The sequence below is a fragment of the Maribacter sp. IgM3_T14_3 genome, from assembly GCF_049603095.1.
In the GTDB taxonomy this organism is placed as follows: Bacteria; Bacteroidota; Bacteroidia; order Flavobacteriales; family Flavobacteriaceae; genus Maribacter.
The window spans coordinates 3,569,008-3,582,491 of sequence record NZ_CP187138.1 but is presented as its reverse complement, the minus strand read 5'-3'; the positions used below and the strand labels follow the sequence as shown (position 1 = coordinate 3,582,491).

Here is a 13,484-nt window from a genome sequence, read left to right as displayed (position 1 = left end):
TACAAACTCAAACTCAAAAATCAAACTCAAGTTCAATGACAATCTTTACTTTTGTCAAAATTTGAAAAAGTAACTAGTGTCTCGATTTATATCTCATATTAAATTTCTTCTTACTTCTAACAATCAGCACGGAATTCATTCCCCTTTTGTATATAATTACATTACAAAATGTCTTTACAAGAAAAAGCAACTTAAGCTTCCGGCAACCTTAAAGGTGCTTATTAAAAGTATTGCCTATTTTAAATATAATTCCATACGTCTAATAGGAGATTATAAAGCATCCGAAGAAATCATAAAAAAACATTGCCCAAGCATCTCTTTTATTGCCGACAATGCCGATGTTATTTTCGGTAACATTGCTGATTTAAAGAATACTGATGTCGAAGTAAACAAACTACCGAGTGCATCAATGCTACTTATAAACGGAATTCATAAAAACAGTGAAAATATTAAGAACTGGGAATACATTAAAACCTTAGAACATGTAAGCGTATCTTTAGATTTGTTTTACTGCGGAGTCATATTCTTTAGAAAAGAACAAGTAAAGGAACATTTTAAAATACGGATATAAACCAGTAATTTTAAACTAAAGTAAATTTTTAATGAGCAGTAATACTATTTATATTACCCTGGGTGTCGTTTTCGCTATTTACTTAGCTATTCGTATTACCAGTAAAGGTAAATCTAGCGACCGAAAATCAAGAAAATTCATGGGAGATTATGAACGTAAAGACAAAAAAGAGAATTAATCGTTCAGAGTTTATATCGTAATAATTCTCAATATCTAGTATTAAATAATCTACACCTCTACTTTCTACAATTTATAAAATGAAAATATATACCAAAACAGGAGATGACGGCACTACCGGACTTTTTGGGGGCACACGTGTACCAAAGCATCATATTCGTATCGATAGCTATGGTACGGTCGATGAATTGAATTCTTGGTTAGGTCTCATTAGAGATCAAGACATAGACCCTATTTACCAACAACAACTTACTGCCATTCAAGAACATTTATTTACCGTTGGGGCTATTTTAGCTACCGACCCAGAGAAGGAAATACTTAAAAATGGCAAAAATCGCTTGAAGATTACCAAAGTAGGTACTATTGAAATTGAGTTTTTAGAACGAGTTATAGATGAAATGGATAGTCAATTGCCACCAATGACCCATTTTATTCTTCCGGGTGGTCATACAACAGTGTCATACTGTCATATTGCACGAACTGTATGCAGAAGAGCAGAACGAATTTCAACTTTATTATTTCAAAATGAGCCATTTGATAAAAATGTGCTATCTTTTATCAATAGGCTTTCAGATTATCTTTTTGTATTGGCACGAAAATTGTCTTATGATTTAAAGGCGAAAGAAATAAAATGGATTCCTAAAAAAAAGGACTAATAAATCTGTAATTTATTCGTTATCAATAAACAAATGCAAAAAAAAATTGAGAAAAAGATGAAATTTATAAGTAATTTCTTTGCTGTCTCGATTTAAAAATTACTTTTGCAAAAAATTAAAATCAAACAATTACTATGTATTGGACATTAGAATTAGCGTCTTATTTAAGTGATGCACCTTGGCCGGCAAGTAAAGATGAGTTAATAGATTACTCCATCAGAACTGGAGCCCCTCTAGAAGTCGTAGAAAATTTACAATCTATGGAAGAAGAAGGTGGCGAAATATATGAATCTATCGAAGAGATATGGCCTGACTACCCTACGGAAGAAGACTACCTCTGGAACGAGGACGAATATTAATATTCGATATTATAATAACTACAAAAAAGTCTCCTCGGAGGCTTTTTTTTTATGTAATTTTGGCAGGTTATTAGGTTAAACGGTTGAAAAAACAAGACTGGAATACCTTTTGCTATTTTACCGTGTCGAGCATATTTGTCGACTCTATAATAATTTGAATAGAATCTTCGTCATAAAAATGGCTGGGTAAATTTCATTTCTAATAGTTTAAAATATATGAGTTTCATTAATTCCATCCTAAAGGCATTCGTCGGTGATAAATCACAAAAAGATGTAAAGGAACTACAGCCTTTAGTAGATCAAATAAGATCATTCGAATCAAAGTTAGAAAGTCTTAGTCATGACGAACTTAGGCAGAAAACAATAGAATTCAAGAAGGTTATAAAAGAATCTATAAAAGAGAAAACAGACCAAATAAGCACTTTAGAAGAAGAGGTTAAAAACTCTACCGATATTGATAAGAATGAAGATATCTATACCGAAATAGATAGACTAAAAGAAGAGGCTTATACCATTTCTGAAGAGACCTTGAACAAATTACTACCTGAAGCTTTTGCTGTAGTAAAGGAAACTGCCAAGCGATTTGCCAATAACGAAACGTTACAAGTAACTGCTTCTGAGTATGACAGAACACTGTCAGGTTCTAAAGATTATGTCACACTTGAAGGTGCTAATGCCGTCTGGAAAAATTCTTGGAACGCTGCCGGTAAAGAAGTTACTTGGGACATGGTACATTATGATGTACAACTTATTGGCGGTATAGCCATGCACCAAGGTAAAATTGCAGAGATGCAAACTGGTGAAGGTAAAACCCTTGTGGCAACCCTACCTTTATATTTAAATGCTTTGAGCGGTAACGGTGCCCATTTGGTAACCGTAAATGATTATTTGGCAAAAAGAGATAGTGCTTGGATGGCACCTATATTTCAATTTCACGGCTTATCGGTAGATTGTATCGATCACCACAGACCAAATTCTGATGGTAGACGCGCAGCCTACAATGCCGATATTACTTATGGTACAAACAATGAATTCGGATTCGATTACCTGAGGGATAATATGGCGCATACGCCAAAAGATTTGGTGCAACGCCCGCACAATTATGCAATGGTCGATGAGGTCGATTCAGTTTTGGTCGATGATGCTCGTACGCCACTAATTATATCTGGTCCGGTACCAGAAGGTGACCGTCATGAATTTAATGAGCTGAAACCAAAGGTTGACGAAATTGTAAAAAAACAACGTCAGCATTTAACAGGTGTATTAGCAGAAGCTAAAAAATTAATCGCAGAAGGTGATACAAAAGAAGGTGGTTTTCTTTTACTTCGTGTATATCGTGGTTTACCTAAAAATAAAGCATTAATTAAATTCTTAAGTGAAGAAGGTGTAAAACAATTACTTCAGAAAACCGAGAATTTTTACATGCAAGACAACAACAGGGAAATGCCGGTTGTTGATGAAGATTTATTGTTTGTAATCGATGAAAAAAATAACCAAATAGAATTGACAGATAAAGGGGTCGATTATATTTCTGGAGAGCAAAATAGAGATTTCTTTGTGATGCCAGATATTGGTGGAGAAATTGCTAAGATTGAAAATCAAAATCTTGAGATAGAAAAAGAAGCTGAACTTAAAGAAGATCTTTTTAAAGATTTTACTATTAAGAGCGAGCGTATACATACCATGAGCCAATTATTAAAGGCTTATACCCTATTCGAAAAAGATACGGAGTATGTGGTCATGGAAAACAAAGTAATGATTGTAGATGAGCAGACCGGTCGTATTATGGACGGTCGTAGATACTCCGACGGTTTACACCAAGCAATTGAGGCAAAAGAGAATGTAAAAATCGAGGCGTTGACTCAAACTTTTGCAACGGTTACGTTACAGAACTACTTTAGAATGTACAGCAAACTTGCTGGTATGACAGGTACTGCTGTTACTGAAGCTGGCGAATTCTGGGAAATCTACAAGTTAGATGTAATGGAAATTCCGACCAACAGACCTATTGCAAGAGAAGATAAAAATGATCTTATCTACAAAACGAAAAGAGAAAAGTACAATGCAATTATTGAGGAAGTAACCAAAATAAGCCAATCAGGCAGACCTGTATTGATTGGTACCACCTCTGTAGAAATATCAGAATTGTTATCTAAATTATTGAGTGTACGTAAAGTACCTCATAATGTACTGAACGCAAAACTTCATAAAAAAGAAGCAGATGTAGTTGCCGAAGCGGGTAATGCAGGTGTGGTAACTATCGCCACCAACATGGCGGGTCGTGGTACAGATATTAAACTATCTGAGGCTGTTAAGAAAGCAGGCGGACTAGCAATTATAGGTACAGAAAGACATGATTCTCGTCGTGTAGATAGACAGTTACGTGGTCGTTCTGGTCGTCAAGGAGATCCAGGCAGTTCTCAATTCTATGTTTCTTTAGAAGATAACCTAATGCGTTTATTCGGTTCTGACAGGGTTGCTAAGATGATGGATAAAATGGGCTTGGAAGATGGTGAAGTTATTCAGCATAGCATGATGACCAAATCTATTGAACGTGCTCAGAAAAAAGTGGAAGAAAACAACTTCGGTGTACGTAAGCGTCTTTTAGAATATGATGATGTTATGAACGCGCAACGTGAAGTTGTGTATAAAAGAAGACGTCATGCATTACAAGGCGAGCGTTTAAAGCTAGATATTGCCAATATGGTCTATGATACCTGTGAGGTAATCGTAGAAAGCAATAAAGCTGCAAGTGATTTTAAGAATTTAGAATTTGAATTGATCAAATACTTCTCGATTACATCGCCTGTAGATGAATCAGAATTTGGTAAAATGACCGCTCAAGAAATTACCGGTAAAATTTATAAGGCTGCATACGAATATTATAATGATAAGATGGAGCGTAATGCTGCGGCGGCTTTTCCAGTCATTAAAAAGGTACATGAAGATAATGCCAATAACTTTGAGCGTATCGTAGTTCCTTTTACAGACGGAATTAAAAGCTTGAATGTAGTAACGAACCTTCAAGAAGCATATGACAGTAACGGTAAGCAATTGGTTACCGATTTTGAAAAAAATATCTCATTGGCTATTATAGACGACTCGTGGAAAACACATCTTCGTAAAATGGATGAGTTAAAGCAGTCGGTACAATTAGCGGTACATGAGCAGAAGGATCCTTTATTAATTTATAAGTTCGAAGCATTTGAACTTTTTAAATCAATGATCGAAAAGGTGAACAAAGATGTTGTTTCTTTCTTGTTCAAAGGAGAACTACCTTCTGAAAATCCGAATGCGATACAAGAGGAAAGAAACGTTCAACGTAAAGAAAATTTACAGACTTCAAAAGAGGAAATTCCGAATAGTGATGAAATGGCGGCACGTAGCAGAGCGGTTAGTCAAAATCAAGCTGAACGTCCTTCAGTTACAGAAACTATTACAAGAGAACAACCAAAAATTGGCCGTAATGAACGCGTTACCATTAAAAATGTTATGAGCGGTGAAAGTAAAACGGTAAAGTTCAAACAAGCTGAACCACTTTTACAAAATGGTTCATGGGTGTTAACCAAAGATTAAATTGTATAATAGTATTAGTATTAAAAAGGCATCCAATCGGATGCCTTTTTAATTTGCTCTTTCTAACGAGCTATGAATAAACATGATAGAAAAGAATGAAAATATTTATTCTATTTTAAGATCATACAGAGAAAACTATAATTAACAATTGATTTAAAATTTTTAACCATTATTTAGGTAAAAAAAATATGTAATTCAGAAAAATATTCCTAGTTTTTATCATACTAAAGCAGAAAATACTAGTATAATGATAAAAACATAATTAGATTTACATTACGTAATTCGTATATTTTATAGTACCTAAATAATATCTATGCCCGGATTTACCATTGACAAAGAACGTCTTCAGGATAAAACCAAACTTTTCTTAAGGGTAAATTATACCACAAGTATCATCTCGTTCCTTTTTGGAGCATTGTGTTATTTTGTTCTGAATATTACCCAAGTCATTCCATTTGTACTATTTGGCTTTGCCTTATTAAATATTATCAATTTACTGTATTTCAAAGTTCATAAGAACATTTTACCAACATTCAATATTTCATCAATTTTCGGATTGATATGCGCAGTAATTGTAACCTTGTATAGTGGCGGCATTCATAGTCCGTTCATATTTATGATACCTCTTATTGCCGTTGGTGGTTTCATTACAAGTGCGCGATATGGTAGAGTCTATCTGAATATCATTGTAGTACTCATACTTTTAGTTTTTTCACAATCAATACCTGAGTTTAGTTTTACAGAAAACGTAGTTCCAGAAAGCTCTAGTGCTATATTTAGTCTAGTTTCTGTTTTATTTTCAGTCTTTATTTTAGGTAACACTTTAGTAAAAACACTGTTGAAGACTTATAACGACATGTACAGATCCAAGAAAGATTTAGCGATACAGGTAAGCGAAAAACAAAATCTTTTAAAAGAGGTACATCATAGGGTAAAGAATAATTTACAAACCGTTTCTAGTCTATTAAGTCTACAATCGCGAAATATAGAAGCAGGACCAATGAGAGGGCTTTTGAAGGGTACTCAGAATAGAGTTATTGCGATGGCAATGGTTCACGAAATGCTATACATGCGTAACGATATTAGCCATATTGAGTATAAATCTTACGTTCAAGAATTGGGAGAGTATTTAATTCGTTCAATAAAAGGAAATGAAAACAATGTAGATTTATTAATAGATATTCCTGATATTAAATTAGGCATAGACACAGCGATACCTTTAGGATTATTAATAAACGAGACCTTGACAAATGCTCTGAAATACGGTATTGAAGGCGAAAATAATGGCGCAATCAGCATAAAACTACAGAAAGATTTAGAAAAAGAGCACTGTTATATTTTAGAGATTGGTGATAACGGAATAGGTTTTCCAGAAACGATCAACTATAAAAACACAAAATCTTTAGGGCTAAAATTAATTCATAACCTTACACGTCAATTAAGAGGAACCATAAAACGTGACAATTCTAAAAAGGGAACTAATTACATTATAAAGTTTCAAGAAATAAAGCAGCAATTATCTCCTGTAGCCTAAAGAATACCTCTCTTAAATACTAAAATCATTATTCCAATTTAAAGTTGGTTAACAGTTCCTATAATTTCTATTGCTTTATCTATATTTAAGGTAACTAACTCAAACAACCACTTTATGTTACGTAAATTACTTCTTACGACAGCAATGACCTTCTCTGTCATGCTAACGGTCAATGCCCAATCATTGCAAGGCGATGGTCCACATTCACAATTAATAATTAGGGGCGTTATGCTCATTAACGGTAATGGAGCACCACCACAAGGCCCCATTGATATTGTAGTTGAGAATAATGTTATTAAAGAAATTTCAGTTGTGGGCTATCCTGGGGTCGCCATTGATGATTCAAAAAGACCGCAATTAAAAGCGGGTGGTAAAGAATTGGACTGTACCGGTATGTATTTAATGCCTGGGTTTATAGATATGCACACTCATATTGGTGGCGATGCCCAAGGTGCAGATCCAGATTATGTATTTAAACTTTGGATGGCACATGGTGTAACTACCGTACGTGAAGTTGCAGGAAGAGGTATTGATATTGCTTTAGATTTAAAACGCAAAAGTGAGAAGAACGAAATCATAGCACCACGAATTGTTTCCTACACTGCATTTGGGCAAACAAGTAAATCATTCAATCCGCTAAACGATATTCCGATTTCTACTCCCGAACAAGCAAGAGAATGGGTTCGTGCCAATGCAAAAAAGGGAGCAGATGGTATTAAGTTCTTCGGAGCCGAACCCGCAATTATGGCCGCAGCACTTGATGAAAATAAAAAATTAGGTCTTGGCTCTGCCTGCCACCATGCACAAATGAGTGTTGCCCGTTGGAACGTTTTACATTCCGCCAGAGCAGGTCTTACCTCTATGGAGCATTGGTATGGTTTACCTGAGGCTTTGTTCGATGATAGAACAGTACAAGATTTTCCATTGGATTATAACTACCAAAACGAACAACACCGTTTTGAGAATGCCGGTAAATTATGGGCACAAGCTGCAGAACCCTATTCTGAGCATTGGAATAATGTTATGAATGAATTATTAGCGTTGGATTTTACGATGGACCCAACTTTCAATATTTATGAAGCTAGTAGAGATTTACAGCGTGCTAGAAGAGCTGAATGGCATGAAGATTATACATTGCCTTCTTTATGGGAGTTCTATCAACCTAGTAAAGTATCTCACGGTTCTTATTGGCATGATTGGGGTACAGAGCAAGAAGTTGCCTGGAGAAATAATTATAAACTGTGGATGACCTTTATCAATGAATATAAAAATAGAGGTGGTAGAGTAACCACGGGATCAGACTCCGGATTCATTTTCCAACTGTACGGGTTTGCTTATATAAGAGAATTAGAACTTATGCGTGAAGCAGGTTTTCATCCGTTAGAAATTATACAATCTGCAACCTTAAATGGAGCTGAAGCATTAGGAATGGATGACAAATTAGGTTCGGTGACAATAGGCAAATTGGCAGACTTCGTAATTGTTGAGGAAAATCCGCTTCAAAATTTCAAAGTACTCTATGGTACGGGAGCTATAAAACTGACCGATGATAATGAGGTGGTTCGTGTTGGTGGGGTAAAATATACCGTCAAAGATGGAATCATTTATGATTCCAAAGCATTATTGGCAGATGTTAAAAGACAAGTAGATGAGGCAAAAGCTAAAAGTAATTATACTATTAAGCAGCCTGGTATAAAAAATTAAAACTTACGCTTGTCTACCGGCACTTTAATTGGACGTACTTTTTTTTCGTTTTTTGAAGTAAAAGCAATTGTTGCAATAACGATAAGTGCTGGTATTATAATTGAAAGTAACATCATAATTTTAAATTTGAAAGGTGCTTCATTGCACCTTTTAATATAGGGCAAATATTATGCCAACTTACCGTATGACTTTTTGGTAGCAAATGCTAATTCTTTATTAACTCTAGCATTTTTGTATCTGTACAAACGTACTATTGACGTTTCAGTAGTAATTGTAATCGTTTTCTTGTTGCTAATATCGTTAAGGCTATCAACCAAAACAATACCCACTTCAGTAGCGTTAACTTTATCATCTGTTTGGGGTGTTTGTGCTATTGCTAATGCGCCAGCGAAAATTACTATTAGTGTGGTTATTAGTGCTTTCATATTGTAGTATTGAACAATGTAAAAGTACCTTGAGGTCTAAGATTAAGCATTGTGACCTCGCTGAACTGCTATAATTTTCGGCTAGTGTAAAAATCTGCGATGAATCGACAAAAAGTGTCGACAAACGGTTTTTGACCTAAAAACACCACACCGACTTGGTGTGTATTTCATCGGTATTTTTAATTTAGGACTTAATAGCTGTTAGCTAAAAACTGAGCAATATCAGACAGCTTTGCTACTAAAACAAAGCCTCAAAATGAATAGTTAATTGGGTTTAAAATTTGTGTCTACCGCGTTTACCGTAGTTCTTATCGCCACGAGTTTTAGATTTCGTATATTTCTTTTTAATAATGCGCTTATACGAACCACCTTGATTTTCCTTTTTATTCTTGTCAGACTTTTCATGAAAACTAGCTCCACGTTCATCTTCATTAATATTTAAAGGATTCTCGTGCTCTTTGTGTTTTGGTTGCTCGTCGAAAGTAAGTTGAGTTGCAATTTGAACATCATTAGGTAAAGGCAATAAATTGACTTTATAATCCATTAAGTCTTCAATGGCATCTTTAGCCTCTTCTTCTTGCTCTGTAAATAATAAGATTGAAGTACCTTCTTTCTCTGCCCTACCCGTTCTACCGATTCGGTGCATATAGTTTTCTGGATATATTGGCGTATCAAAGTTTATAACGTGAGATATCTCTTGTAGATCCAAACCACGAGCCATAACATCGGTAGTTACCAAAATACGGTTCTTACCTTCGTCGAATTGATTAATAGAACGTAGTCTATAGTTCTGTGTTTTGTTGGAGTGAATAATACAGATTTCTTCACTGAAAAATTCTGCCAACTCTTTAAACAATAAATCGGCACTACGCTTGCTTGAAACAAATACTAATACTTTATGATAGGTTTCTACATTCTGTAATAAATTCACCAACAAATTTACTTTCGTGTAAAAGTTAGGTGTAGCATACCCGTACTGGGTAATATTCTCTAAAGGAGTTCCACTAACTGCTATCGCAATTTTCTGAACACCTGTAAAGAAATCGGTAATGAACAATTCAATATCATCGGTCATCGTAGCCGAAAACATAATATTCTGTCTCTTTTGTGGTAAAAGCTCAAAAATGTTTACGAGCTGAAACCTAAAGCCTAAATCTAGCATTACATCGACCTCATCAATAACAAGTTTCTTTACTTGTTTTAACTGAACAGCCTTTGTTAAGATCAAGTCATATAATCTTGCTGGAGTTGCGACAAGAACATCTGTACCTAATGCCAAGGCATCTTTTTGGCGCAACATACTTTTACCACCAAATACACCCAGCACACGAATACCTGCATATTTAGCTAGTTTCTCTGCCTCTTCGACCACTTGTACCACAAGCTCACGAGTAGGTACAAGAATTATTACCTTAGGATGTATTTCTTTAGAAAAACTCAGTGTATTTAAAATAGGAAGCAGATAGGCAAATGTTTTACCGGTACCCGTTTGAGCTATACCTACAACATCACTACCACTCATTACAATAGGGAAAGCTTTCTTTTGAATTGGAGTAGTATTTTCAAAACCTAAATCTTCAAGTGCTTTTTCTAAGTTTCTAGATATCTTTAAATCGGTAAACAACGGCATAACAATCACTTTTGTAATTAAAGCGCAAAGCTATGTCGATTAGTTGACAAATCACGCTAAGTGAGGTATTTATCGGTAATTAAGTCAAAAATGACTTTTAAATCTAAAAGAGTAATGGGTATTTTATACTAATCATTCAAAATCCGTCTACTTTTTCCTGTAGATAAATAAAGAATAGAACCTAAAATTGGAAGAAATAAAACAATTAGAAGCCAAGTCGCTTTACCTTCGTTTTTGAATTTATGTCGTAAAACATCAACAATACAATATACCCAAACTAAAAGAACTATAATTAAAAAAGACTGCCAAGCAAATAGAGTAAATGAGAAGTCTTTCAGTATTTCCATCATCGTTTGATTTAATTAAATTGAGTATTCACTTAAATCATAAAAATAAATATAATTAAAATATTATATTTCAAATAGAACAGATTATTCTTATCTAATGAAATCAACTACACTCCTATTCGTATCAATATTTCTTTTATTAATATATCGACTTTCTGCCCAAGTGACTAATAAGACATATGATGAAGCCTTTAATGATGCCATTGCCAAACAATACCCAAAATACCACACAGCACTACTAAAAGTATTAGATGATTTTGAGCAAGAACTTATCATTAAAGAAGTATTTTCAGATGGTAGCTTTGAAAATTATGTCAAAGTCTTAACCAAAATAAGCAAGGATAGTACTTACAAAGTAGTTAGCGAATATGCAATCGGTGATTCCGTTATAAAAATATCTAAACACTACAAAATTGATTATATGAGCATCTTGACATCAGATGAAGTTCTAAGTTATTCTGATAATAATGCGAAAAATTTACTTTTAAACGAAAAATCTTCAGCAATTGCTATGAAAAATGGAGGTTTGACTTATTCTGACTATGCATCTATTTTATTGGAAGTATATGACGAAAGGGACTTTCAATTACCTATTATCAAATTAAAAATTTTCAAATTTATAGACCCAAATACAAATGGTAGATGGTGGTTTTATTATTAATCAAAATATTATTAACTCTCCATTTGTAAGATACATTCTGAATTTATTTTACGTATATATCGAAAGAATATACCTTTAAATTTAGAGGTATAAACAAAATAAAAAAGGTGTATTTAATAATGAGTAGAACTGACATAAATGTTTGTTTTTTTTACTCAATATTACCAGTAACTTATTTATTACTATCTAAATTCTGGTCGTAAATTTTCTTACCACCAACATATGTCTCCAAAACCTTCACAGTTTTTAATGTCGTTGGTTCAACTTGAAGTACATTTTCGCTCAGAATAACAAAATCTGCCAACTTGCCTGGTTCTAATGTTCCTTTTATGTCTTCATCAAATGAGCTGTAAGCAGCATCTTTTGTATACGCAGTTAATGCTTGTTCCACATTAATTTTCTGTTCAGGAACCCAACCATCACTATTATTTCCATCTAATGTGCGTCTGGTAACCGCTGCGTAAATGCCATATAGCGGAGAAGCAGGTGCTACTGGCCAATCGCTACCAAATACCATTGTCGTATTTGCATCTAATAGAGATTTAAAAGCATAGGTGGTTTTTATACGTTCTGGACCAATAAGTTCTTCTGCCCATCTACCATCATCAATAGCATGATAAGGCTGCATACTTGTTATTACATCTAGTTTAGAGAATCTAATGATATCTTCTATATTTAAATGTTGCGCATGTTCTATTCTTAATCGTCGGTCATGCTTGCCGTTATTTTGAACTACACTATCATATATATTTAAAATAGTACTGTTTGCTCGATCACCTATAGCATGAACGGTAATTTGTAATTGCTTTTTATCGGCACTAGAGATCCAACTATTTAAACTATCTACATCGACAATAAACAGACCATTATCATCTTGCTTATCTGAATACGGTTCATCAAAAGCTGCCGTATGTGACCCCAGAGACCCATCTACAAAACCTTTCATGAGTCCATTTTTCAACCACTTTATATCTTTTGTATCCTTAGATACTGTTTTCCAATACTTAAGAGGATCGGCAGCATAAACTCTTACCTTCAGTTGTTTATTAGAATTCATCTTATCTAAAATCTTGTAACCACCTAAACTATCTACATCATGTACGGTGGTTACGCCCTGAGACACTAAATAATCTTGCGCCGCATTTAATGCTTCTTCCTTTTCAGAATCTGTAAGCTTTGGTATTTTGTTCAAAACTAAATACATAGCTTCACTCTTAAGAATACCGGTTGGCGTTCCATCAGCATTTTTAACAATTTCTCCATTTTCTACATCGGCACTATTTTTATCTATACCTGCAATTTTGAGTGCTGCAGAATTGGCTAAAATCATGTGACCATCCATTCTATAAATAGCAACCGGATTATCACCTGTAAATTCATCAATCCAATCTTTATTAGGTAGTTCTCCTCCCCAGAGGGTATGATCCCAATTACCTTCAACAATCCACTGACCAGGTTTTATCTTTTTAGTAAACCCAGAAATTCTATCGATAAATTCCTGCTTTGTACTTACATCTCTTAATTGCACACTTAAAAGGCTATTACCTCCCATTAATAAATGCACATGAGTATCTATAAATCCTGGTGTGATGAATTTTCCTCCTACATCCTTTATCTCAGTATCTGAGTCTTTAAACTTATGAATATCATCTAAAGAGCCAATAGCCAAAATAGTATCTGCCTTTACAGCCATAGCCTCGGCTTTTGGAGAATCAGTATTACCTGTCCAAATATTGGCATTGGTTATTATCAAATCTGCTTTTACACTATCAGTACTACAAGAGCATACTAATAACGTAATCACCAATAAAAAAAATAGTTGCTTTTTCATGCTATTAAAGGTA

General features: G+C 34.3%; 12 protein-coding genes. 8 read left to right on the top strand and 4 right to left on the bottom strand.

The genetic code is table 11. The features are described from left to right. The first annotated feature begins 76 nt into the window (after nucleotides 1-76). From ACPF9A_RS16055 to ACPF9A_RS16025, 7 genes are all read left to right on the top strand, one after another. Nucleotides 77-571 carry a hypothetical protein gene (locus ACPF9A_RS16055; RefSeq protein WP_423998480.1) on the top strand — a complete coding sequence of 165 codons (495 nt, stop codon included), beginning with the start codon at nucleotides 77-79 and terminating at the stop codon, nucleotides 569-571. A 31-nt stretch (nucleotides 572-602) separates the two neighbouring features. After that, nucleotides 603-749, top strand: coding sequence for a hypothetical protein (locus tag ACPF9A_RS16050; protein WP_299796073.1), 147 nt, complete (start codon nucleotides 603-605; stop codon nucleotides 747-749). A gap of 79 nt (nucleotides 750-828) precedes the next feature. Next, complete coding sequence (locus tag ACPF9A_RS16045; RefSeq protein WP_423998479.1) at nucleotides 829-1,404, top strand: cob(I)yrinic acid a,c-diamide adenosyltransferase; 576 nt, start codon at nucleotides 829-831, stop codon at nucleotides 1,402-1,404. A gap of 134 nt (nucleotides 1,405-1,538) precedes the next feature. Beyond that, complete coding sequence (locus ACPF9A_RS16040) at nucleotides 1,539-1,763, top strand: DUF2795 domain-containing protein (protein ID WP_027064442.1); 225 nt, start codon at nucleotides 1,539-1,541, stop codon at nucleotides 1,761-1,763. A 216-nt stretch (nucleotides 1,764-1,979) separates the two neighbouring features. Next, on the top strand, nucleotides 1,980-5,339 hold the full coding sequence (secA, locus tag ACPF9A_RS16035) for a preprotein translocase subunit SecA (RefSeq protein WP_423998478.1): 3,360 nt from the start codon (nucleotides 1,980-1,982) through the stop codon (nucleotides 5,337-5,339). Between the two features lie 313 nt (nucleotides 5,340-5,652). Then, the gene (locus ACPF9A_RS16030) at nucleotides 5,653-6,873 is read left to right on the top strand and encodes a sensor histidine kinase (protein ID WP_423998477.1); all 1,221 of its coding nucleotides are present in this window, start codon (nucleotides 5,653-5,655) and stop codon (nucleotides 6,871-6,873) included. A 144-nt stretch (nucleotides 6,874-7,017) separates the two neighbouring features. After that, nucleotides 7,018-8,577, top strand: coding sequence for an amidohydrolase family protein (locus ACPF9A_RS16025; protein WP_424004503.1), 1,560 nt, complete (start codon nucleotides 7,018-7,020; stop codon nucleotides 8,575-8,577). Nucleotides 8,578-8,744: 167 nt separating this feature from the next. On the opposite strand, the gene ACPF9A_RS16020 is transcribed toward ACPF9A_RS16025, so the two are convergent. The 3 genes from ACPF9A_RS16020 to ACPF9A_RS16010 all read right to left on the bottom strand — a co-directional run bounded on the left by ACPF9A_RS16020 (nucleotide 8,745) and on the right by ACPF9A_RS16010 (nucleotide 10,979). After that, nucleotides 8,745-9,002, bottom strand: a complete 258-nt coding sequence (locus tag ACPF9A_RS16020; protein ID WP_423998476.1) for a hypothetical protein — start codon at nucleotides 9,000-9,002, stop codon at nucleotides 8,745-8,747. Nucleotides 9,003-9,276: 274 nt separating this feature from the next. Beyond that, nucleotides 9,277-10,632 carry a DEAD/DEAH box helicase gene (locus ACPF9A_RS16015; protein WP_423998475.1) on the bottom strand — a complete coding sequence of 452 codons (1,356 nt, stop codon included), beginning with the start codon at nucleotides 10,630-10,632 and terminating at the stop codon, nucleotides 9,277-9,279. A 128-nt stretch (nucleotides 10,633-10,760) separates the two neighbouring features. Continuing rightward, the gene (locus ACPF9A_RS16010; protein ID WP_424004501.1) at nucleotides 10,761-10,979 is read right to left on the bottom strand and encodes a PLDc N-terminal domain-containing protein; all 219 of its coding nucleotides are present in this window, start codon (nucleotides 10,977-10,979) and stop codon (nucleotides 10,761-10,763) included. A gap of 97 nt (nucleotides 10,980-11,076) precedes the next feature. Between ACPF9A_RS16010 and ACPF9A_RS16005 the strand changes: the two genes are divergently transcribed. Next, entirely contained in the window at nucleotides 11,077-11,640 is a 564-nt protein-coding gene (locus ACPF9A_RS16005) for a hypothetical protein (protein ID WP_423998474.1), read from the top strand. A gap of 172 nt (nucleotides 11,641-11,812) precedes the next feature. On the opposite strand, the gene ACPF9A_RS16000 is transcribed toward ACPF9A_RS16005, so the two are convergent. Next, nucleotides 11,813-13,471 (bottom strand): amidohydrolase, encoded by a 1,659-nt coding sequence (locus ACPF9A_RS16000; protein WP_423998473.1) that lies wholly within the window; start codon nucleotides 13,469-13,471, stop codon nucleotides 11,813-11,815. Between the last annotated feature and the right edge of the window lie 13 nt (nucleotides 13,472-13,484).

Coding starts and splice junctions, on each gene's coding strand:
- ACPF9A_RS16050 (WP_299796073.1), top strand. CDS start 603: ATGAGCAGTAATACTATTTATATTACCCTGGGTGTCGTTTTCGCTATT.
- ACPF9A_RS16045 (WP_423998479.1), top strand. CDS start 829: ATGAAAATATATACCAAAACAGGAGATGACGGCACTACCGGACTTTTT.
- ACPF9A_RS16040 (WP_027064442.1), top strand. CDS start 1,539: ATGTATTGGACATTAGAATTAGCGTCTTATTTAAGTGATGCACCTTGG.
- secA (WP_423998478.1), top strand. CDS start 1,980: ATGAGTTTCATTAATTCCATCCTAAAGGCATTCGTCGGTGATAAATCA.
- ACPF9A_RS16030 (WP_423998477.1), top strand. CDS start 5,653: ATGCCCGGATTTACCATTGACAAAGAACGTCTTCAGGATAAAACCAAA.
- ACPF9A_RS16025 (WP_424004503.1), top strand. CDS start 7,018: ATGACCTTCTCTGTCATGCTAACGGTCAATGCCCAATCATTGCAAGGC.
- ACPF9A_RS16020 (WP_423998476.1), bottom strand. CDS start 9,002: ATGAAAGCACTAATAACCACACTAATAGTAATTTTCGCTGGCGCATTA.
- ACPF9A_RS16015 (WP_423998475.1), bottom strand. CDS start 10,632: ATGCCGTTGTTTACCGATTTAAAGATATCTAGAAACTTAGAAAAAGCA.
- ACPF9A_RS16010 (WP_424004501.1), bottom strand. CDS start 10,979: ATGGAAATACTGAAAGACTTCTCATTTACTCTATTTGCTTGGCAGTCT.
- ACPF9A_RS16005 (WP_423998474.1), top strand. CDS start 11,077: ATGAAATCAACTACACTCCTATTCGTATCAATATTTCTTTTATTAATA.
- ACPF9A_RS16000 (WP_423998473.1), bottom strand. CDS start 13,471: ATGAAAAAGCAACTATTTTTTTTATTGGTGATTACGTTATTAGTATGC.